The organism is Methanolobus sp. (assembly GCF_016278365.1).
Lineage (GTDB): Archaea > Halobacteriota > Methanosarcinia > Methanosarcinales > Methanosarcinaceae > Methanolobus.
Genome location: NZ_JADQBZ010000018.1, coordinates 25,716 through 47,746, shown reverse-complemented (window position 1 = coordinate 47,746; position 22,031 = coordinate 25,716). Strand labels below are relative to the sequence as shown.

Below are 22,031 nucleotides of genomic sequence, written 5' to 3'. Positions count from 1 at the left end.
TACACAGCTACAAAGCATATGACAGATAAAACGGAAGAGAACAAGAGACTTAAAAAACTGGTTGCATCTTCAGAGGAGCTTTTCCAGAGTTCTGCCGCAGAGATCTATTACCAGAAGGTCATAGATGACCTTGCCGAAATAGCAGGGGCCAGGTATGCAGCCTTCAACCTGTTAAATGAGGATGAAAAATGTTTTACTACCGTAGCTATCTCAGGATCATTTGAGCACATTAAAAAAGCCAGTTCGATACTGGGGATCGAACTTGCCGGGAAAAAGTGGGATATTGACAGTCGTATAGAAAGCCGGATCAAAGACTGTAGTATCACTCGTTTTAAAGCGCTATATGAACTGACCGATGGTATAGTCCCGCACAGGACCATAAGGCTCCTGGAGAAGATATTCGGCATCGGAGAGATCGTTGTAGCAAGGATAATAAAGGATAATATCATAATCGGTTACTTCGTTCTCCTGATGGCTTCCGGGGAAACAATGGCAGATGAGGAACTTGTCGAGATATATACACGTCAGGCAGGACTTCTGATCAGCCGCAAAAGAGCAGAAGAGCAACTGCAATTCCAGCTCAGGTTCCAGGAACTGGTAGCCGGCATATCAGCCGGCTTTGTCAGCGTCCACAATGAAAGGCTCAATGATACTGTTGACAATGCACTAAGGATGTGCGGGAACTTCTTTGATGTCGATCGTTGTTGTATCTATCTCTTTTCAGATGATGGCAAGACAATGAGCATGGCCCATGAATGGTGTGCACCGGGAATAAAGTCCATGATGACCCATATGCAGAACTTTCCGATGGATAGTCTGCCATGGTTAGCAAAACGCATGTTTAACCTTGAACCAATACATATCCCGGCTACAGAAGCTCTTCCGCCAGAGGCAGATGCTGAAAGAGAAGAATTCACAAAATATGCCATAAGATCTGCCCTGGACATTCCCATGGAAAAGGAAGAAAATGCCATTGGCATGATCGGATTTCAGACCGTCCGGAAGAAATATACATGGTCCCATGAGCAAATATCGTTCCTGGGGGTCGTGGCAGGGATAATGGCCAGCGCGTTTGAAAGGAAGAGAGAGGATGAAGAGCTGCGTAAAAGGGAAATGCAGCTGAACAATGCACAGAAGATAGGGCATATGGGCAGCTGGGAGTTTGATCTCAACACAGGCACTGTGCATGCTTCTGAAGAAGCGCTTAAAATATACGGAGTAGAAAAAAACCAATTTACCATTGCTGAAGCACAGAAAGTCTCATTACCGGAATACCGGGAACTTCTTGACAAAGCCCTCAAAGATGCGGTAGGCAAAAAGCGGCCATATGATGTGAAATTCCGGATAGCAAGGCAAAACGACGGAGAGATAAGGGATATTCATTCTGTCGCAGAATACAATTCGCAGAGGAATGCTGTCATTGGTACGCTACAGGACATCACAGAGCGAAAGCTTGTCGATGAGGCTCTTCGGGAAAGCGAGAGAAAATATCGCACTCTTTTTGAATCCATGCTCAGCCCTATCATCATTGCAGATGAACAGGGCAACTATACAGATGCTAACGATGCAGCACTCAAGTTCCTTGAAACTGATCTGGAGGCGCTCAAGAAAAAGAAAGCCGGGGATTATGACCCGCCAAGGCTCCAGGGGAAGCAAATGGCGGAACATGCCCCATTCCTTGAGCCAAAGACGCTTGAGACATTCTATAATGTCAACGGCAAAGAGAAAGTGCTGCTATTGAACGTGGTTCCCATAGAGACGAAAGAAGGAACCAGGATATTTGGTATTGGACAGGACATCACAGAGCGAAAGCTTGCGGAAGAGAAACTTGCCGAGGAAGCTTTATGGCGGCGTCTGCTTATCGAACAATCCAGGGATGGAGCCGTGATAGTTGACATGAACGGTAAAGTCTACGAGGCGAACCGGAAATATGCACAGATGCTTGGTTACTCCTCCGAAGAAGTTCTTAAGCTGCACATATGGGACTGGGATAAGCAATGGACACGCGAGCAATTACTGGATATATTGCAGGATGTCCGTTCCACAGAAGAGCATTTACTGACACGCCACACTCGCAAGGACGGGTCATTGATCGACGTGGAGATCAGCTCCTGTGAAGTTATACGAAATGGGCAAAGACTTGTATTCTGTACATGCAGGGACATTTCCGATCGCGTGCGAACCCAGGAAGCGCTGTTTGAGAGTGAAAAGAACTACCGGGAAATATTCAATTCCACAAGCGAGGCCATTTTCATCCATGACATTACTACCAAGAAGATAATTGATGTTAACGAGGCCATGCTGAAGATGTATGGCTACTCCAGCAAGGAAAGAGTGCTTGCAGGAAACATAGGCGACCTGAGTGCAAATGTACCTCACTATACTGAAGAGGATGTTCTGGGGCATACATTGAGAACTATTGACCAGGGACCTCACATATTCGAATGGCTGGCAAAGAAAGAGAATGGGGAGCATTTCTGGGTGGAGGTATCCCAGAAAAGAACCGAGATAGGTGGCAATGACAGGATACTTGCTGTGGTCCGTGACATCAACGAGCGCAAGCTAGCCCAGGAACAGTTGCAGAAGAGAACCGATACACTTGATATGGCCCTCGAAGCGACTTGCGCCGGGATATGGGATCTGGACCTTGTCACCGGCCATATCAACCTGGAAGGACGGAACAGCTGGGAAAAGATAACCGGATACACCAATGATGACTTCACGGATTTCAGCATGGAGCTCTGGTCCATGCTAATTCATCCTGATGATGTGAAATATGTTACAGGAGAACTGCAAGCAACAATAGCCTCCGGAAAAGAATACTATCTGGCTGAATACCGCATGAAACACAAAGATGGACGATGGGTATGGGTCCAGGCTAACGGAAGGGTTTCCCGGTATGACAGTAATGGAAGGCCTCTACGCATGCATGGGACCCATACAGCCATCAATGAGCGCAAAGAGATAGAAAGCAAGCTCAAGTCCAGCGAGGAGAACTTCCGGACACTTTTTGCGACCCTTGACGATATCATCATGGTAGGAACAGACGAGAGGAAAGTGCTCTATGCAAATCCCGCACTTTTCAACCGGCTTGGTTATACTTTTGAAGAGATATCCGGAGTGGGAATGTTTGGAATGTATTCACACATGCATCTGAGAGAGGCCAGAGAGTCCTTTACCTCAATGTTGAAAGGTGAGAAGGACACATGCATCCTGCCGCTTCAGCACAGGAACGGAACCTTTATTCCTGTCGAGACACGTCGCTGGGCAGGCAAATGGGATGGCGATGACTGTATATTCTCCATCTCAAAAGACCTTTCACAGCAACAGGCAGCCCTAACCAAATTCCAGAAGCTCTTTGACAACAATCCTGCACTGATGGCATTGATAAGTTATCCCGACTTCAAGCTTGTCGATGTGAACAGAGCATTCCTGCAAAAAGTGAAACTATCCAGGCAAGAAGTAGTAGGTAAAACACTTCGTGAACTGGAACTTGCTGACATGGACACAATGTTGCAGATCAAAGGAGAACTGGAAACCACTGGCAGAGTACAGAACAAGGAAATAATCACGGTCATAAATGGAGATGAGATCATTTACGGCCTGTTCTCCGGCGAAGTGATATATGACCTCTCTCAGAAGTTTATCCTGATCGCGATCACTGATATAACCGCTCAAAAGAAGGCCGAGGAAGAGGCTACAGCTGCCAGCAGTGCAAAATCGGAGTTCCTTGCTAATATGAGCCATGAGATGCGGACTCCGCTTAATGGTATCATCGGGTTTTCCGACCTGCTGATGAGAACGGAACTGAGCGGACCCCAAATGCAATACATGCAGGCCGTCTACACATCAGCGACATCACTGCTGGACCTGATAAATGACGTGCTGGACCTGTCCAAAATAGAGGCCGGCAAACTGGAACTAGATCCTGAGAAGGCCGACCTTCTTGAACTATGTGAACAGATAGCGGATATCGTGAAATACAGGGCACATGAGAAAGGACTAGAACTGCTGTTGAACATATCTTCAGACCTGCCTCGCTATATTGTTGCCGATAGGCTAAGACTAAGACAGGTGCTTGTGAACCTTGTAGGCAATGCTGTGAAATTCACTGAAAATGGAGAGATCGAGCTAAAGGTTGAAGCCTCTCCAGTCCCGGACACTAACGATATGAAGTTCATATTTTCGGTAAGGGATACGGGAATAGGTATTGCAAAGGATAAACAGTCCCGGATATTTGGTTCGTTCTCACAGGCGGATGGTTCCATTACCCGAAAATATGGCGGGACCGGGCTTGGGCTGACCATCTCCAACATGCTACTGGAAAAGATGAGCTCGCAGCTTGAACTTGACAGCGAGCCCGGAAAGGGAAGTATATTCCATTTCAATGTCACGTTCCCTGTAGAGAAGGGAGAAGGGATCATTGAAGATAAAATCTTGAATGTCAGTAAGGTCCTGGTTGTTGATGACAACAGCAGCAATCGGTCCATATTGAAGAATATGCTTCTGGAAGCAGGCATTCAGGCCGATACTGTATCCGGCGGCCATGAAGCGCTGGAAATGATAGGCATTCAAAAGAATTATGATCTTATTATCACTGACCATCGCATGCATTCTATGGACGGACTTGAGATGGTCCGCAGAATGCGTGAAGAATTGAATATCCCTCCTGACTGCCATCCGGTCATTCTCCTGCATAATTCATGGGACAGTTCATACGTCGATGAAGAGTGCAAAGCACTTGGTGTGCGATCCAGCATAGGCAAGCCAGTCAGGAGGAGTCAGCTCCTGGGAGCGATCACTATGATCCACTCTGTACAGGAAGAACAAAAGCAACCGGGCAGGACAAGCGAGCAGCATCTGCCAGCAGGACAACTATATCATGATTACACCATTTTGATAGCAGAGGACAATGTAATCAATATGATCCTGGCCTCGACCATTCTCTCAAGGTCTTTACCGCATGCGAATATTATCAAGGCAGGCAACGGAAAAGAAGCGGTCCGGGCATTTGAGGATACAGGACCGAACCTGATATTCATGGATGTACAGATGCCTGAGCTCAGCGGGTATGATGCGGCCAGTGCAATCAGGAAAATAGAGGCCGAAATCGGCGGCCATGTGCCGATCATTGCCCTGACTGCAGGAACAATAAAAGGCGAGAAAGAACGTTGCCTGGATGCAGGCATGGATGACTATACAACCAAGCCTGTTGTAGAAGGCACCATCCAGTCCCTTTTGCATAAGTGGTTGCCTGGGTTCAAATCCTCTGTAAATATCGCAGCCTGTGAAAGAAGAGTAGAAAATGTCCATTTCGACAGGGAAAAATTGCTGGATAATGTGAACGGTGATGAAGACCTGCTGAACAAGCTTACAGCCATGGCATTAAAGTCCTTTTCCCTGCAACTCGAAAAGATAAAAACCTCTTTATTGCAAATGGATATCGAACAAATAAAACTCGATACTCACAAAATAAAGGGATCCGCACTGAATGTTGGTTTCAATATCCTGGCAGAACTTGCAAGGGAAATAGAGGAAGCAATAGAAACCGGTGAGGATGCTATTCCCCAGATACTTGAAGAAGTAGAAAGAGAGATCAGGTTCTTAGAATGTGAGCTGAAAGAGTGCAAATTATAACTTTTTTTGCACTTAATCATACAGATTTAATTAATTTGAATGCCACAACATATATTTTAAATATTGGAACGGGAAGTCCTCTTCCCCGAAGCAAAGCGACAGGTAGAGGATGAAAGTGTTCTATCTGAAGTGTAAACGGTACTGATGCGAACATTTTAATAATTTACGATTAACGGGGTGTAGGGGTAGAGAAAGCCCACTGCTTTAGCTGTGGGATGAATCGTACCCCACCTCTTAAAAAAGCAAACAAAAAAGCAACATTAAAATAATTTGAAAACAATATACTGTTGTTGTTTTTCAGGTGAATGTATGGTACGAAAGAACGGTCAAAATTGTAGAAACCTCAGGTTTCCTATTCATCCAATTCCAGAACAGGAAATAAAGTTGGAAGAAACCATGGAAACCTGCAGAAGACTATGGAACGACCTTCTATCAACAAGAGTTCAACTGTTTGATGTATATGGACTATATCCTGATTCAAGAATGCTTGAAAAGCAGCTCAAATTCTTCGATTATACCAATAATATACATTCTCATGTTAGACTGAATGTGTTCGAAAGGGTACAACAGGCATACTTTAAGTTCCTTGATGATATCAAGAATGGAAGACTTAGAGGACTCAAACCAAGAAAAGGAACTATTGTCAAAAGGGAAGATGTTCCTGCAGGAAACTTTCTTTATTCAGTTTCAGATAATAAAGGTTCAAAGTTCATCAAATATGATGGAATTCTGCCAAAAGGACATCCCAGGTTCAAAGGCAAAGACGATTATCATAGTTTCACGTACAAGCAACATAATAACGGTTGGGTACTGACTGAAGATGGATTGTTCCTGTCAAAGATAACCAACAAAAACAACCTGATAATGATCGATGTTGATCATGATCTGTTAAATGGTCAACTTAAGACGTGCACGATTAAAAAGGAAGGCAACAAATGGTTTGCTTTTATAACGATTGAAATCCCAGAATATCCTGAACCAATTATACCAATAACTATGGTAGGTATCGATCTTGGTCTTGAATCATTAATAGCAACTTCAGATGGTGAACTCATTGAACCACCTGAATTGTTCAGAGAAGCAGAGAATAGGTTGGCGATCGAACAGAAAAAACTTGCAAGAATGAAATATGGCTCCCATAACTACCTTAAACAAAAGAAAAAAGTGAACAGGATTCACAGAAAAGTAGCTAAGGCAAGGAATCATTTTTCACATTGTTTGAGCAAGATGCTTGTTAGTAAGTACGACCTGATAGTATTTGAGGACCTGAAAATTAAAAATCTTGTCCGGAACTCAAGACTAGCCAAGTCTATTCACGATGCAGGATGGTCAAGGATTGTCCAGCATACTGAATACAAGACTGCTGAGAAGGGAAAAACAGTTGAAAAGGTTGATCCTAAGAATACTTCTCAGATATGTTCTGTATGCGGAAAGAAGAAAAAGACCAAACTAACGTTAGCAGATAGGATATTTGATTGTGAGCATTGTAAATCTTCGTTAAACAGAGATATCAACGCTGCGGTCAACATCCTCAGGAAATCTAAAACATACAAGGATACCGTGAGGCTCGCGGGAATTAACGGCTGTGGAGCTGGAACCTCTACAACCAGTTGTATAACTGGAGTGCAAGTTCCGACGATGAATCAGCAATTGCTCAACCTTGTCCAAGGTTGAGACTCCGTAAGGGTTCAGTAGAACCCAACGACTTTAGTCGTTGGAGTAGTCAGCAGCTCGGCCTTGGTCTCTTTTATGGGAGGGGATTTTGTCACTACCCTGAGTGCTTCCAGTGCAACCCTTGGTAATGTCGGACAGGGTCTTGGTCCTGTGAGGCCAATGGAAAGCTTTGACGCCATCCCGACCGGGGTAAGTTGATCCTGACCGCAAACATGTAGATAGGACGGCTTGAGGTCTTCACTGTTGTAGTTTTGCTGATGCCAGCTTTCTGGAAGAAATGAAGAGATGGAAGAATAGTGATTCACCGCCTGTACGGGTGTCTATCCTCTCTGTTACATTATTCCGAGCCCATTATTCACGACGGTTTGAACTACAGATTTTCCTAGAGCCAAAGATATTAACTTTCAAAGACAAATATTATATTCATTCTGCATATAATAATATTATATATAATATGAATATAACTCATTGATTATGAATTCGGACTAAAAGCGAGATTCTGCCTCTCAACTCTGCTTTAATAGTAATGATAATTTAAAAGGTGAAAACTTGAAAAACCAATTTACAGTCTTAAACATATTTGTTATTCCCCTAATTGCTTTTTGCATTTTGAACACGGCAATCTATGCAGTATCTGCAGAAGCACAAATGGCAGCTCTAAATCCGGATTTCATTGAATATATCTCAAATCTGGAAAGTGATCAGAGCAAAATCTCTACTACAGGTTTAAACGAACAATCCTCAATAGAAGTGTATTATCCTCTTGGTGCAATACCTGGCCCCCTTGATCTTAGTCACTTATCCACCCTCCAGAGTTCAACTCCTGGTCTGATTGCTCTTCAGTCCACTTTACCATCAAGTTTTGATCTCAGAGAGCAGAATAACGTTACTTCTGTTAAAGATCAGGGATATGTGGGTGCATGCTGGGCTTTTGCGTCAATAGCTTCCCTTGAATCCAATCAATTAAGATCTACAGGGAGAGAGTGGGACTTTTCTGAGAATCATATGAAGAACTTACTGAATAACTGGGATGGCAGTTCTTACGAAAATCGATTTGATTATGATGATGGCGGAGACGCTGTGATGGTCCTCGCGTATCTAACCAGGGGTGATGGACCTATATTAGAAAGTGAAGACCCTTATATTGATCACTACAACCAGTCTCCCGATGGCCTGGAAAAAGCTATAACGTTTCAAAATGGTTACTATCTTCCTCTTCGAACTGGCCCTCTTGACAACAATATTCTCAAACGGGCCATCTATGATCATGGTGCGGTTTATAGCGGTATGTATTGGTCCTTTAATGCCACTTATTATGGGAGCTCATATACAACATACTACAATCCCGGATCGGGCTTTGATGGTGGCCATGCAATTACTTTGATAGGGTGGGACGACAATTTTCCAAGGTCCAACTTTAACGGATCATCTATTCCCGTGGGGGACGGTGCATTTATCGCCAAGAACAGTTGGAGTTCTGAATGGGGAGTAAATGATGGATACTTCTATATCTCCTACTATGATCAGTATTTTGGGAATATGGAAAATGTTCTTTTCCTGCAGGGGGCTTCTGATACTATCTACAACAATGTCTATCAGTATGATATGCTCGGCCACACCAGGAGTTTCGGCTATGGAGCGCCTTTTGCATGGGCAGCCAATATATTTGAATCTGAATCCGATGAAGTGATAACATCGATCGGATTCTATACAACTGCACCAAATACCGATTATGAGATATCTGTTTACCGGGACCTGGAAAATCCAGCCATATCGCCGTTGAGCAATAAGATCCATTCGAGAACATATGCTGGAACGAAAGAATTCACCGGCTACCATACGATTGAAATTGAGCCCATCATGATACCGGAAAATACAACATTTTCAATCGTTATTAAGTACATACACGACTCATATCTGTTTCCAATACCTCTAGAAAGTGCTATTTCTGGTTTTAGCAGTCGAGCAACCTCAAACGCCGGAGAGAGCTTCGCCAGTGCCGATGGGATAACATGGGAAGACCTAGGAGAGAGTAATGGCAGTATATGCATCAAGGCATTTACCGTAGAACCTACTCTTGATAGAATATGGGAGGAGGGGATGCCCAATCCTTATATTTGGGATTCGACCAGCTTTTCAGGGTTCCATTATGATATCAGAACGGGCACTAACACAGAAAAAATGATAATGACCATTCCCTCTACCGGCAGGATAGTAAACAGTGGAGACATTATTTATCAGACAGTACCTGCGGAGACATACTTCGAATATGATAGCTGGGGCAGGTATGAAGTTATCGGGTTTATGGGTGAAGAATATTTTACAGGCTATACTGAAAACACTTCCAGTTCGATCTCATGGAACGGCCAGGAGGAAATATTCTCATCGGGGATTGTATCAAGAGTACTAATTGATAGGAACGAGTCAGAGCTCATCTATGCTGATTCATCGCTGGTCCTTGGGGATGGGTATGAGCTTACTATCAAACAGATAGATACAGAAGGTAACAAATTGTGGGTTATGTTGTCAAAAGACGGCAATGAAATCGATGATGCGATAATTAATGACAATTCAGACTTCACATATACTGCAGACCTTTGGAGCATAGATGATATTACACTTATCGCGGTCCGTTTTGGCAGCATAAGTAATACAGAAGGTATCCCCGGTGCTTTCATAACAGGTGTATTCCAGATATCCGCAAATGCCCTTGCACTTGAAAACGGTACAAGGTATGGAAAAATGGAAATCACATCTTTAAGTGGAAAACACGTCGAAATGAAAAACTGGGAATTTTTTGAACTTGATCGGGGAGAGACCATCCCAGTTATGGGAACCATCGATTTTGTGGTTGCAGACACCAGTACCCTCATATTTGCGCCAGCGTCCAGTTATCCCGTTTCCGGAAAATACAAGATACGCGGCACTCTTGCTGAGGACGAGAACATGACATGGACTCCCTCAAACTTTGAAGGGTTCTATTATAATGTATATTCAGATAGTATCGACTCTGAGCGGCTGTTAATTCTAGCTGGCCTTACGAAAGAACAGACAATTGTTCCTGCAGGAAGTCTCCTCTATGAGACAAAGATGCAGACATCATATTGTGGAGATGCGATCCAATTCCAAACTCTTGGATTGTTCGGGGAAGAATATGTTCCACTAACAAACATCACTCCCGACAAATTGGCACCACTCCTGATAAATGATGGTAATACCTATATTCTGGAATCAAACCAGTCATTACTATTGGCAAATGGTTATTTTGTCCTTCCATATAAGATCGATACCGAAGAAAGTAAGATATGGCTGAAGCTTTATCAGGATGGAGAGTTCATAGACGATGAAATAATAGACACCAGCGGAACCTGGACATATCGACTGGGTGGCATTCTCGGTGAAGATGATGTAGAGGTACTGAAGATACATGTTGATAGCATCTCATCTGTAACGGACTCTATTAGCATTAAGGGTGTCTGGATGATAGACTGGGAGAATGCATTTGGAATTATGCCAGATGATGAATTTGGGATCCTTGCAGTAGGATCAATTACCAACAACATGATGTTCTTCACTAGTATACAGGATATTGACCTGCGAGATAATACCGGCAGCAAGCAAATTGCAGGCGATCTGCACTTCCAGGTAACAAACGACCCCGGGCAGCTCCGGTATTATCCTTTTGTGATCAGGGATATTGTACCTGATCAAGTCCTGAACAGAACGATCAGTATCCAGGAAATAAGCGGTCTGACACCGCCGATTGCGAGTGCTTTTCCTGTATCCTCGATATGCGAGAACAGCCAATATACCGGCACTGTTACCTGGTCTCCTTCACATTCGCCATTCCAAAGCGAAACCGTTTACACTGCAATCGTTACGCTTACCCAGAAAAAAGGCTTTGTATCAGAAGGAGTGACTGCAGACTTCTTTACAGTTGCCGGTGCAGATGCGGTGAGCAATGCCGTCAATTCCACGATTGTTACTGTAGTATTTCCGGTAACTCTGGTCAATGACCAGACTCCGGTCTCCCCGGGTGGCTCAGGCGGAAGCGGCGAAGGAACAATCAATCAACCCCATGAAAATATAAACGTTGTTGAAGTGAGATCAGAATATGTTATGAGTGGAGCTCCTGTTAAATATCAGCTTGAAAAAGAGGATAACATTCTCAGTGAGATATCCTTCACTGCCCTGCAGAACCTTGCCACATTGAAACTAAAGGTCGAGATCTTGCATGAAAGGTCCCAATTCGTGAATGCAGACCCGGAAGGAAAAGTTTACAAACATATGAACATCTGGTTCGATAGAGCCGGCTTCGCAGAAGGGAAACATTTCAAGGATGCTAAGGTCTCCTTTAAAGTCGAGAAAAAATGGATGGAAGAAAATGACATAGACATGCATTCTATCAGGTTAAACAGATATAACAATGACAAATGGAGCCAGCTGAATACAATAATGGTTGATACGGATATTCTCTACTATTATTTTGTTGCAGATGCTCCCGGATTCTCCCCCTTCTCTATAACAGGAGAAACAACAAAAACCTCTGATAGTAATACAGAAAAGACGATCATCGATGCTTCACTGAAAGGTCCAGACTACATTAAAACAAAGGAAGAGTCTTCCAGCAAAGATAAAAGGATGATGTTATTGTATGGATCTTTTTTTGTGCTTCTAGTAGCCGTAGCAGGCTATGGCCTGTTAGTAAAGAGCAGGAAGAAGAAGTAATCCCTCTTACCTTGCCCGTGGAACGGGCAATGGTGCTTTTTTATAGTCATCACCGGAAAAAGGCAGAGCTGACTTAAAAAGAAGGCTCATAAAAAGCCTTCTACAAAAAATAGATCACCCCTTATCGGGGTTTGTTCTGGAGAGCCTTGGACATGGCCGCGATCTCCCCCATCTCAATGGAGTTGGCTACAACTATCATGTTTCCTTCCCTTGCGATCTCGGCAAGAGTTTGCAGTTCCCTGAGCTTGATGGTTACAGGCACCTCTTCGTACAGGCGGGCAGCTTCCATCATCTTCTGAGCCGCAATGAACTCACCGTCAGCAAGGATGATACGGGCACGCTTCTCACGCTCTGCCTCTGCCTGCTTTGCAATAGCACGCAGCATTGTATCGTCAATGCTGACATCCCTGAGGGTCACGCCTGTTACCTTGATACCCCATGGATCTGTGGAAATGTCAAGTGATTCCTGTATGTTCAGGTTGATCTCATCTCTCTTGGAGAGCACGTCATCCAGGTCGATCTGGCCTATGACATCACGGAGTGTGGTCTGTGAAAGAGTGGAGGTCGCATATTTGTAGTTCTCAACTTCGTTGACAGCCCTTGAAGGGTCGACAACCTTGTAATACACAACTGCATCAACTGCAACTGTAACATTGTCCCTTGTGATAACTGCCTGTTTGGGGACATCTATGGTAACCACACGCAGGTCCACTTTTACCACTGTATCGATGACAGGGATTATGAAGAACAGGCCCGGGCCTTTAATGCCGCTTAACCTTCCCAGACGGAAAATAACAACACGTTCGTATTCATTAACGATCTGTATTGCCTTGGAAATAATAAAGATCGCAGCGATAGCTGCTATAATTACAATTTGGTCTAATGCCATTTTTTGATACTCCCTTGATGAAAATAGAATTATTGATCAGCTCTGTAGAGAGCATATCAAAAACGATATCAAATATCAATATTCAAATGCCACGATTATTCTCAGCATGTGAAATTCCATAATTATCATAAACTATCATAATAGAAGCCGGGGTGATAAATAGACATCGCTGCCGTTCCAACAATATTATTACAAGTGCGTTCATACAAATTTTCCTCTAAAATCCAGAAGAAAAGAGAATTATAAATAAGATGTAACAATATGTCGTAACTGAAATATCTTTATATGGTAAAGGCGATATATACCCAAGAGAGTGTGGGCACATGCACAATAGTAAGAACAGTTATATCCATACATCTGCAAAGATATATGGCTCCACGACCATCGGGGAAAATTGTACGGTCATGGAGAACGTGATCCTGGGATATCCTCAGCAGGACATACTGCTTCAGGTAACTTCACAGGGAAAGCAGATCGAGGACTTTGAGTTCCATGGCTGTGATATCGGTAGCGGCTCTTTCATACGGGCCGGGACGACAATCTTCAGCAATGTAAGGACCGGGAGCAGATTCAGGACAGGCCACAATGCCATGATCCGGGAGAAAACGGTCTTTGGCGATGATGTACTGGTGGGGACCAACGTAATAATCGACGGCAACGTGAGTATCGGGAACAATGTGAGCATCCAGGGGAACGTTTACATTCCAACGCATGTAACCATAGAGGACAACGTCTTCATCGGACCCTGTGCCGTGCTTGCGAACGATAAGTACCCTGTGAGAGGAGAATACCATCCTATAGGCCCTGTTATCAGGAAAGGAGCTTCTATCGGAGCCAACTCGACCCTGGTCCCGGGAATCGAGATCGGAGAGGGAGCAATGGTAGCCGCAGGGGCGCTTGTCACAAAGGATGTGCCTGCATGGAAACTTGCCCTCGGCTGTCCTGCAAAGATAACAGACCTGCCTGAAAGACTGCAAAGCCTGAACAAAATATAACTTAGCGTTAGTTAGTGTTAATTACAAACTTGTAAACCTTTAGTGATACCATGATACTTGTAGCAAAGCCGCAACTTGACGAAGCCGAGATAGAGGCAGTCAGTGACGTACTGCGCTCGGGCATGATAGCCCAGGGACAGCGCGTTGCCGATTTCGAACAGGCCTTCGCAGAATACAACGGTGTCGAACACGCTGTTGCAGTGAACTCGGGGACTGCTGCCCTGCATGCAGCCCTGCTGGCCCATGGCATTGGTAAGGGGGACGAGGTGATCACAAGCCCCTTCAGTTTCATAGCAACTGCAAATGCCGTACTGTTCACCGGTGCAACGCCGGTCTTTGCAGATATCGAACCTGAGACGTTTAACATCGATCCGGACCTCATGGCCGAAAAGATAGGTCCCAGGACAAAGGCCATAATGCCCGTCCACCTGTACGGCCATCCCGCTGAGATGGATGCTATCCGGGAAATAGCGGAAGACAGGCATCTATTGCTCATTGAGGATGCATGTCAGTCCCACGGAGCCACTTTCGGGGGAAAGAAGGTCGGTTCCTTTGGCACAGGAGCTTTCAGCTTTTATCCTACCAAGAACATGACCACCAGCGAAGGCGGCATGCTCACGACCAACAGCAAAGATGTCGCTGAAAAAGCCCGTATGATCCGTGCCCATGGTTCCGCACAGCGCTACCTGCACGAGATGCTTGGATATAACCTGCGCATGACAGATATCTGTGCAGCTATCGGCCTGGTGCAGCTGCAGAAACTGGACAGGTATACAGTACAGCGACAGCAGAATGCAGAAAGCCTGACAAAAGGGTTGCAGGATGTAGAGAACATTACATGCCCGACGGTAAGGAACGGGTGCGGCCATGTCTTCCACCAGTACACTGTGCGTACGACAAGAAGGGACGATCTTGCAGCTTACCTTAACGATAAAGGCATAGGTACAGGCATACACTATCCCATACCCATACACAGGCAGCCCTACTATCAGGACCTGGGTTATACAGACAGCATGCCCATATCTGAAAAGGCCAGCCGGGAAGTCCTCTCACTGCCGGTACATCCGCAGCTTGCAGAGGAGGATATCAATCATATTATAAGCAGTATAAAGGAATGGAGTGGTAAAAGGTGATCAGAGCCGGAGTCATTGGCGCAGGAGCAATGGGAAAGAACCATATCAGGATATACAGCGAGATGCCGGGTGTGGAGCTTGTAGGTATCTCTGACATTGATCAGAACCTTGTGGGCGGGCTTGCAAAAGAGTACTCTACCGAAGCGTTCACGGATTACAAACAGCTGCTGGCAAAAGGACTGGATGCCGTAAGCATCGTTGTGCCAACCCGGATGCATCGTCAGGTAGCTATTGATGCTATTGAGGCAGGTGCGCATGTGCTGGTGGAGAAACCTATCGCAGACAGCGTAGAGAACGCAGAGGCCATCGTCAGCGCCGCAAAGGAACACAAGCGTTTTGTCATGGTCGGCCATATCGAGCGCTTCAATCCGGCAGTCATCAGGCTCAAGGAAATAGTCGATTCAGGGTTGCTGGGAAAGATAGTGTCCATTTCCACAACCAGAGTTGGTCCATATAATCCCAGGATAAGGGATGTGGGAGTCATCCTCGATATAGGGGTGCATGACATTGATGTGATATCCTATCTCTATAACAGGCACGCTAACCAGGTATATGCAGTGGCAGGAGCCGACATCCACTCAATGGAAGACCATGCAACGATACACATGCGTTTTGATAATGAGTTCTCAGGGCTTGTGGAGGTTAACTGGCTCACCCCGCACAAAGTAAGGAAACTTACGGCCGTAGGTGTCAAGGGAGTCGCCTACCTGGACTATGTTGACCAGACCGTGGAGCTCCATGACAGCGGCTGGGTGAGAAGAGCCAAAATAGAACAGAGAGAGCCACTCAGGAACGAGCTTGAACATTTCATGGATTGCATAAAGAATCAGACGCAACCATATCCTGCAGGCGAGGATGGTATGCATGCTCTCCAGGTCGGGCTGTCTGCGATCAGGTCCTATAAAGAGAAGCAACTTATACAGATCTGAAAGCAGGTCTGATGATCATATTATTAATTTAACTGAAAGTACACGTGATACTATGAGCAGTAAACTTGAAAATATTTTAAAGGAAAGAGGCCCTATAAAGAAGATCGGGGTTATAGGTATGGGATATGTGGGTATTCCGGCAGCAGCATTGTTTGCCGATTCGGACATGTTCGACCATGTCCTGGGATTCCAGAGAGCTTCTTCTTCGTCGGGTTATAAAATAGATATGCTAAACCGTGGGGAGAGCCCGCTTAAGGGAGAGGAGCCGGGACTTGAAGATCTTCTGGCAAAGGTTGTCAGGGCAGGCAAATTCGAGTGCACCTCGGATTTCTCAAGGATAGCAGAGCTGGATGCAGTTACGCTTGCGATCCAGACACCATTCGCAGACTCAAAGGCCCTTGAGCCGGACTTCGGAGCCCTGAAGGACGGCATACGCAATGTAGGGAAATACCTGAGACCAGGCATGCTTGTGGTGCTTGAGTCAACCATCACACCGGGAACAACTGACGGCATGGGCCGTGAGATACTGGAGGAAGAATCCGGTCTTGTGGCAGGCGAGGACTTCGCACTTGCCCACGCTCCCGAAAGAGTAATGGTCGGCAGGCTGCTACGCAATATCCAGGAACACGACCGCATTGTAGGCGGTATCGATGCTCCCAGCACACAGAGATCGGTCGAGCTGTATTCCCCGGTCCTGACAAAGGGAAAGGTGATCCCTATGTCCGCAACTGCTGCTGAGGTCACAAAGACTGCAGAGAACACTTTCAGGGATCTCCAGATCGCAGCTGCCAACCAGCTTGCACTTTACTGCGAGGCTATGGGGATCAATGTATACGATGTCAGGGCAGGTATTGACAGCCTCAAGGGTGAGGGCATCACCAGGGCCATACTCTATCCAGGTGCCGGTGTGGGTGGACACTGCCTGACCAAGGATACCTATCACCTTGAGCGCGGTGTAAAGCTTGGCCAGGAGCCGCTTGACTATCCTGCTGATGCTGAGTCTATCTATGTGCTTGCAAGAAGGGTGAATGACTTCATGCCGGTGCACATGTACAACCTTACGGAAGCAGCCCTGGGAAGAGTTAACAGAAAAGTGAAAGGCTCAAAGATAGCGATGCTTGGATGGGCATTCATAAACGACTCGGATGATGCACGCAACCCGCCTTCAGAGCCTTACAGGGACATGGCCGTTGATGCGGGGGCACAGGTCGTCGTACATGACCCTCACGTACTCCAGTATCCCGATGTGGAGATACACAAGGATATAGAGGAAGTTTTAAAGGGAGCGGATGCCGTTGTGGTACTTACCGGCCATAAGGAATACTTCGGTCTTGATCCGGAGAGACTGAAAGCTCTGACAGGCAAGAGCAACCCGGTGATAATAGACGGCAGGAATGTCATCAACCCGGACAGGTTCATTGATGCCGGCTTTGTCTACAAGGGCATAGGCCGCGGTGACAAGAACCAGCATGCAGTAAAAAAAGCAGTTGAGCTAAGCACCTAATCGGTGCTTTCTTTTTTGTGCTTTCTTTTTCTTCTTTCCTGCAGACCCCAGAGTATAAGCGACAGGAGAATTATCTGGGCCAGTAAGAGACCAAGGCCGTTCGCAAACAGGTCGTGTATATTGCCTGTACGCCCCGGCACATATGTCTGGTGGATCTCGTCGCTTATCCCATAAAGGATTCCCACAATAAAGGAAAAAGGAGCAGCATACTTTCTCATGACCGGATTATCCGAGTTCCTGAAGGTCATATGCAGAAAAACACCAAGGCCAAAGTAGAGGAACATGTGGGCAACCTTGTCCTTATGGAGATAGGCGTATTCCACAAGATCTGTGACAAAATAGATACCTGAACCCTCAAGGAAATCCTGGATGGCATACATCAGAGGTATCTTGAATATGTGCGTAGGCACCTGAATGTCAGACCTTGATGACAGGTAGAATATCATTGCAGCATAGGCAATGGTAATTGACAGGAAGATGTACTTCTTGTTGTTCCGGTAGTCAAACCTCAATACCTTGTCAACGATGTTAAGGAAACCCCTTACCAGGAGAAGCACCCAAAGCACTATCCGGGCGACCAGTTTATTCTCTAATAGGCTTGGCATAGGATACTAGATAAACAGGCTTAATGTTGAAATAATTATCCCGCATTTTGCCCTTATTTTCCCCATATTTTATCCTCATTCTACTATTTTTTTGCCCACATCTTTCCGTACTTTACAGGGTCTTATCACCGATATTGCCCGTACTGGCCTATACCTGACCCGGCTTTTGCGCTTCTATAATCTCGAGAAGTCCACTGCGCAGATTCACTTTCGGGGAGTAACCTACTTGTTTCGCCCGGGAGATATCGGAATAGCTGTCTTTGATATCGCCTTGCACCGGGTCCCTGAACTCTATGCCGGTATCTGAGCCAAAGGCATCCACTACCATCCCGGCAAGTTCATCGATTCGTGTACTTATGCCTGTGCCAATGTTGAACACTTTACCTTCGGAACGTTCATCGCCCATGAGCAGGGAGATCATATTGACAACGTCATGGGCAGACACAAAATCCCTTGTCTGTGAGCCGTCTCCAAAGATTATGGGAGGGAGATTCTGGCTTACCCTGCTGATGAATTTGGAGATTACACCGGAATAAGGGTTAGATGGGTCCTGACGCGGGCTGTAGATGTTAAAAGGTCTTATGCAGACAGCCGGAAGACCATAGGCGCGATGGTACATGGTGCAGTACTTTTCACCGCATAACTTGCTTGCACCGTAAGGAGACATGGGATCCTGGGGATGTTCCTCGTCTATTGGGAGATACCGGGGGTTACCGTACACTGCAGCCGAGCTGATGTAAATGAACTTCCTTACATCCCCAAGCCGTGCGCCTTCAAGCAGGTTGAGAGTGCCAAATACATTGTTCTGAGCGTCGAAAACAGGCTCCTGCATGGAGCGCACGACACTTATCTGGGCTGCGGTGTGTATCACCACATCATGATCAGACGCCAGGTTCCGGGCTATAGGGGAAAGGATATCCTCTTTTACAAGACGTACACCTTCAGGGACAACATAACTGCTGCCGGAAGACATATTATCCAATACTGTCACCTGTGAGTTTAAGTGAAGCATGTCCACCAGGTAACTTCCGATCTGCCCCAGACCACCTGTGATCAGAATTTTTTCCATGTAGGTTAATACAGGAAGAATTATAAAATATTAATGTTGAACTGCAAACTAAAAAAAGAGACTAAAAAGAAAGGCTAAAAGAAGAACAGGTTCAAAGAAAGGCCATCTCAGCCGGCCAATACTTCCAGTCTGTTCCTGCTTACCGATTCAGAGCCTGAGGACATCATACAGTGAAGAGTACAATACATCTTCTCACGAACAAAATCCTCATACACATATATCGGACTACCACACGTTGCACATTTCGTTTCCACTAATTTCACATTGACCACCAATTAACTTCGATCCATACAGCCCCAATAGATGCTGTATACCACCAGTGAATAGACAATAACCCATTGTTCTTATTCAACTTGGAGTATGTTACTACCTTCTATATAAAGATATGCACATTGTAAAAAGTTCATCATTATGATGAGAATCATAAAACCCTTCGGCAGAAAGTGTACCCAGGCAGCATAAAAATTATATATGATACATGTATAGGTTGTTCAAATCATTTAACTGAACAGTTAAAAAATAATTTTTCTGAAAAAGAGTGTTGTGTTATGCTGGACATGAGTTCCCCTTCCGTGATCCTTGGCACTGTATTGGCAAGTAGTTTCCTGGTGCCATTCTTTGCCACTTACATATCTATGCCCTATTTCATCACGAAGCTGACCGAAAAAGGGATTCTCGCAAAGGACTACTACAAACTGAAGCTCACCATGGTCCCTGATAGGGGCGGTATAGCCATACTGCTTGTGGCAATGGTGTGCTTCTCCCTGAACACTCTCTTTTTCAAGTTCTCAACGACCAATTATGTTGCTCTTATCGTGGTGGCACTCTTTGGACTTTTCGGGATACTGGACGATATGATAGATATCGGCAGGGTGACAAAGCTACTGCTTATGTACTATTGTTCCTACCCCCTGATACAGTATGCAACGACCACGGCCTTTGTGTTCCCGGCTATCGGCAACTTTGAGACAGGCATCCTCTACCTGCAGTTCGTGGTGCCCACATTCGTCCTTGTAGCTTCCAACCTGGTGAACATGCACTCCGGTTTCAACGGCCTGGCTTCCGGTCTCTCGACCATTGTCCTGATCTCGCTGATCATCAGGTCTGCGCTTATCGGGGATGTCGAGAATATCTTTGCCATTGTGTGCATAGCAGGAGCAACACTGGGATTCTTCCTCTACGACAGATACCCCTCCCGGATATTCTGGGGCAATGTAGGATCCCTGACCATTGGTGCTGCTATCGGCGTGCTCATAGTTATACAGGGCTTTGTAATAAGCGGGTTCATAATGCTGATACCCCATACCGTCAACTTCCTGATGTACGCCTACTGGAGAGCCATGAAGTTTCCCGTTGCAAAATTTGGCAAGACCCGCGAGGACGGCACACTGGAGGTACCTAACCCCCTGACACTCAAATGGGTGCTGCCATATTATTACAATGTCAGTGAGAAACAGGCAACATGGGCAATGTACGCCGTAACAGGACTCTTCTGCCTGCTGGGGATAATGCTTCCGGGAAGGATGTAAGAGAATTTGTAACATTCTGAGCTCGGAAAGAATCTCTTATATCAATGTTAGCGGAACATGCCGCCTGCCGGCGGGAGAGGTGCACTTTTTTTAATTCAGAGGCGGCAATTTTCTCTTAACATGTGAACCATCTTATCTGAAAGTTAATCAAGTGAACTAATATTTCTTACACTAAAAAAGGATTTTACAGGGAAAACTGCAATGCTGAAAGTTGTCTTGATGTGAAATAAAATTATACTCTGTTGAATTTTTTTAATATGTTGGCACACACATAATGTGACCACTCTTCACTGAATGCATCAGGCTTTTTATGCTTCTGATCCCCATCCAGAACAAGACTGCAAAAAGGACATGCTAAACATTCACTTAAGCAAAAAGGGCTTCACAAGGTAGTGCATTTACAAGTATATTTATATAATATATATGTTAAATATATTCATATACAGTGCTTTTTATGCTTGAGGTGCTGTTTTTTGCGGATGTGAAATTATGACAGAAACAAAATACTATAATAACATGACTGTCCTTGACAGTGTCGATAAGGATAACTTCAAGGTAGAGATCCTTCAATACAACTCTCTAACAGGCAGTGATGATCCCTCCCTTGCAAAGAATCTGTATTATGCGCAGAAAGCAGGCATGTCCCTGAAACAAGTTAAGGTCACTTTGAAAGACAGCGGTGTGATAGTTGAGCCAGGAGCGCTCTATTTCCATAAAGGTGCTATAACATGCGATGCAAATATCGGTGGTGTTGGCGGTCTTGCAAAGAAGATGATAAAGAAAAAGCTCACGAATGAAGCATCTTTCAACCCTCTTTATAGGGGAACGGGTGAGGTATTTCTTGAACCCAGTTTCAGTCACTTCCTCATAGTGAATCTTGATAACGGTTCCATCATTGTTGACAAAGGCATATTCTACTGTTCTCAATCAAGCCTGGAGATCGGCGTAGCATCTCAGAAGAACATCACCGCTGGACTGCTAGGCGGAGAAGGCTGGTTCCAGACGAAGATAAGTGGTACCGGAGTCTGCGTTCTGGAAAGCCCTGTTCCTATGGGCGAGATACTTAAATATAACCTTAACAACGAGAGGCTTCAGGTTGACGGCAATTTTGCACTTTTAAGGTCAGATTCCGTAAAATTCAGTGTTGAAAGTTCATCTAAAGGCATTGCAGGCCGGCTTACCTCAGGGGAAGGGCTCCTCCAGACATTTGAAGGGACCGGAGCTGTATGGCTAGCACCCACTCAGCCAATATATCGCTCAATAGCAGCAAGCAGTCTGTCCACTCTGGCTGCAGCACCTTACAACAGGAATAATCCAACATGAAAGATCTTTAGACTCT

General features: G+C 45.3%; 14 protein-coding genes. 9 read left to right on the top strand and 5 right to left on the bottom strand.

Annotation, left to right across the window (positions count from 1 at the left end; all coding sequences use genetic code 11):
• Positions 1-18: 18 nt before the first annotated feature.
• Positions 19-5,637 carry a PAS domain S-box protein gene (locus QZZ22_RS13835; protein ID WP_292465968.1) on the top strand — a complete coding sequence of 1,873 codons (5,619 nt, stop codon included), beginning with the start codon at positions 19-21 and terminating at the stop codon, positions 5,635-5,637.
• A 309-nt stretch (positions 5,638-5,946) separates the two neighbouring features.
• Positions 5,947-7,311 carry a transposase gene (locus QZZ22_RS13830; RefSeq protein ID WP_292465966.1) on the top strand — a complete coding sequence of 455 codons (1,365 nt, stop codon included), beginning with the start codon at positions 5,947-5,949 and terminating at the stop codon, positions 7,309-7,311.
• Positions 7,312-7,325: 14 nt separating this feature from the next.
• Here QZZ22_RS13830 and QZZ22_RS13825 read toward each other — a convergent pair whose 3' ends face one another.
• On the bottom strand, positions 7,326-7,616 hold the full coding sequence (locus QZZ22_RS13825) for a hypothetical protein (protein ID WP_292465964.1): 291 nt from the start codon (positions 7,614-7,616) through the stop codon (positions 7,326-7,328).
• 304 nt (positions 7,617-7,920) lie between these two features.
• Between QZZ22_RS13825 and QZZ22_RS13820 the strand changes: the two genes are divergently transcribed.
• Positions 7,921-12,039: an S-layer protein domain-containing protein gene (locus QZZ22_RS13820; protein WP_292465962.1), complete on the top strand. Its 4,119-nt coding sequence runs from the start codon at positions 7,921-7,923 to the stop codon at positions 12,037-12,039.
• Positions 12,040-12,160: 121 nt separating this feature from the next.
• Here the strand turns inward: QZZ22_RS13820 and QZZ22_RS13815 are convergent, their stop codons facing one another.
• Positions 12,161-12,928, bottom strand: coding sequence for a slipin family protein (locus QZZ22_RS13815; protein ID WP_292465960.1), 768 nt, complete (start codon positions 12,926-12,928; stop codon positions 12,161-12,163).
• A 323-nt stretch (positions 12,929-13,251) separates the two neighbouring features.
• Here QZZ22_RS13815 and QZZ22_RS13810 point away from each other — a divergent pair, with 323 nt between their 5' ends.
• Genes QZZ22_RS13810 through QZZ22_RS13795 form a run of 4 tightly spaced genes read left to right on the top strand, consistent with a single transcriptional unit; the run spans position 13,252 to position 17,489 of the window.
• On the top strand, positions 13,252-13,923 hold the full coding sequence (locus QZZ22_RS13810) for an N-acetyltransferase (protein ID WP_292465958.1): 672 nt from the start codon (positions 13,252-13,254) through the stop codon (positions 13,921-13,923).
• A gap of 50 nt (positions 13,924-13,973) precedes the next feature.
• On the top strand, positions 13,974-15,056 hold the full coding sequence (locus QZZ22_RS13805; RefSeq protein WP_292465957.1) for a DegT/DnrJ/EryC1/StrS family aminotransferase: 1,083 nt from the start codon (positions 13,974-13,976) through the stop codon (positions 15,054-15,056).
• Positions 15,053-15,985, top strand: a complete 933-nt coding sequence (locus QZZ22_RS13800) for a UDP-N-acetylglucosamine 3-dehydrogenase (protein ID WP_292465955.1) — start codon at positions 15,053-15,055, stop codon at positions 15,983-15,985. Before QZZ22_RS13805 ends, QZZ22_RS13800 begins: the two co-directional genes overlap by 4 nt.
• A gap of 52 nt (positions 15,986-16,037) precedes the next feature.
• Positions 16,038-17,489 (top strand): nucleotide sugar dehydrogenase, encoded by a 1,452-nt coding sequence (locus QZZ22_RS13795; RefSeq protein ID WP_292465953.1) that lies wholly within the window; start codon positions 16,038-16,040, stop codon positions 17,487-17,489.
• On the opposite strand, the gene QZZ22_RS13790 is transcribed toward QZZ22_RS13795, so the two are convergent.
• The 3 genes from QZZ22_RS13790 to QZZ22_RS13780 form a co-directional block, all read right to left on the bottom strand.
• The gene (locus QZZ22_RS13790; RefSeq protein ID WP_292465952.1) at positions 17,486-18,094 is read right to left on the bottom strand and encodes a VanZ family protein; all 609 of its coding nucleotides are present in this window, start codon (positions 18,092-18,094) and stop codon (positions 17,486-17,488) included. The genes QZZ22_RS13795 and QZZ22_RS13790 overlap by 4 nt on opposite strands.
• A gap of 148 nt (positions 18,095-18,242) precedes the next feature.
• Positions 18,243-19,163 carry an NAD-dependent epimerase/dehydratase family protein gene (locus QZZ22_RS13785; protein WP_292465950.1) on the bottom strand — a complete coding sequence of 307 codons (921 nt, stop codon included), beginning with the start codon at positions 19,161-19,163 and terminating at the stop codon, positions 18,243-18,245.
• Positions 19,164-19,270: 107 nt separating this feature from the next.
• On the bottom strand, positions 19,271-19,426 hold the full coding sequence (locus tag QZZ22_RS13780) for a hypothetical protein (protein WP_292465948.1): 156 nt from the start codon (positions 19,424-19,426) through the stop codon (positions 19,271-19,273).
• A gap of 285 nt (positions 19,427-19,711) precedes the next feature.
• Between QZZ22_RS13780 and QZZ22_RS13775 the strand changes: the two genes are divergently transcribed.
• Complete coding sequence (locus QZZ22_RS13775; protein ID WP_292465946.1) at positions 19,712-20,692, top strand: glycosyltransferase 4 family protein; 981 nt, start codon at positions 19,712-19,714, stop codon at positions 20,690-20,692.
• A gap of 489 nt (positions 20,693-21,181) precedes the next feature.
• A complete protein-coding gene (locus QZZ22_RS13770) occupies positions 21,182-22,015 on the top strand; it encodes an AIM24 family protein (protein WP_292465944.1) in 834 nt (277 codons plus the stop codon).
• Positions 22,016-22,031: the final 16 nt, after the last annotated feature.

Excerpts from the sequence above, each read along its gene's own strand:
- QZZ22_RS13835 (WP_292465968.1), top strand. The coding sequence starts at position 19 with ATGACAGATAAAACGGAAGAGAACAAGAGACTTAAAAAACTGGTTGCA.
- QZZ22_RS13830 (WP_292465966.1), top strand. The coding sequence starts at position 5,947 with ATGGTACGAAAGAACGGTCAAAATTGTAGAAACCTCAGGTTTCCTATT.
- QZZ22_RS13815 (WP_292465960.1), bottom strand. The coding sequence starts at position 12,928 with ATGGCATTAGACCAAATTGTAATTATAGCAGCTATCGCTGCGATCTTT.
- QZZ22_RS13770 (WP_292465944.1), top strand. The coding sequence starts at position 21,182 with ATGACAGAAACAAAATACTATAATAACATGACTGTCCTTGACAGTGTC.
- QZZ22_RS13785 (WP_292465950.1), bottom strand. The coding sequence starts at position 19,163 with ATGGAAAAAATTCTGATCACAGGTGGTCTGGGGCAGATCGGAAGTTAC.
- QZZ22_RS13790 (WP_292465952.1), bottom strand. The coding sequence starts at position 18,094 with ATGCCAAGCCTATTAGAGAATAAACTGGTCGCCCGGATAGTGCTTTGG.
- QZZ22_RS13795 (WP_292465953.1), top strand. The coding sequence starts at position 16,038 with ATGAGCAGTAAACTTGAAAATATTTTAAAGGAAAGAGGCCCTATAAAG.
- QZZ22_RS13775 (WP_292465946.1), top strand. The coding sequence starts at position 19,712 with ATGCTGGACATGAGTTCCCCTTCCGTGATCCTTGGCACTGTATTGGCA.
- QZZ22_RS13805 (WP_292465957.1), top strand. The coding sequence starts at position 13,974 with ATGATACTTGTAGCAAAGCCGCAACTTGACGAAGCCGAGATAGAGGCA.
- QZZ22_RS13810 (WP_292465958.1), top strand. The coding sequence starts at position 13,252 with ATGCACAATAGTAAGAACAGTTATATCCATACATCTGCAAAGATATAT.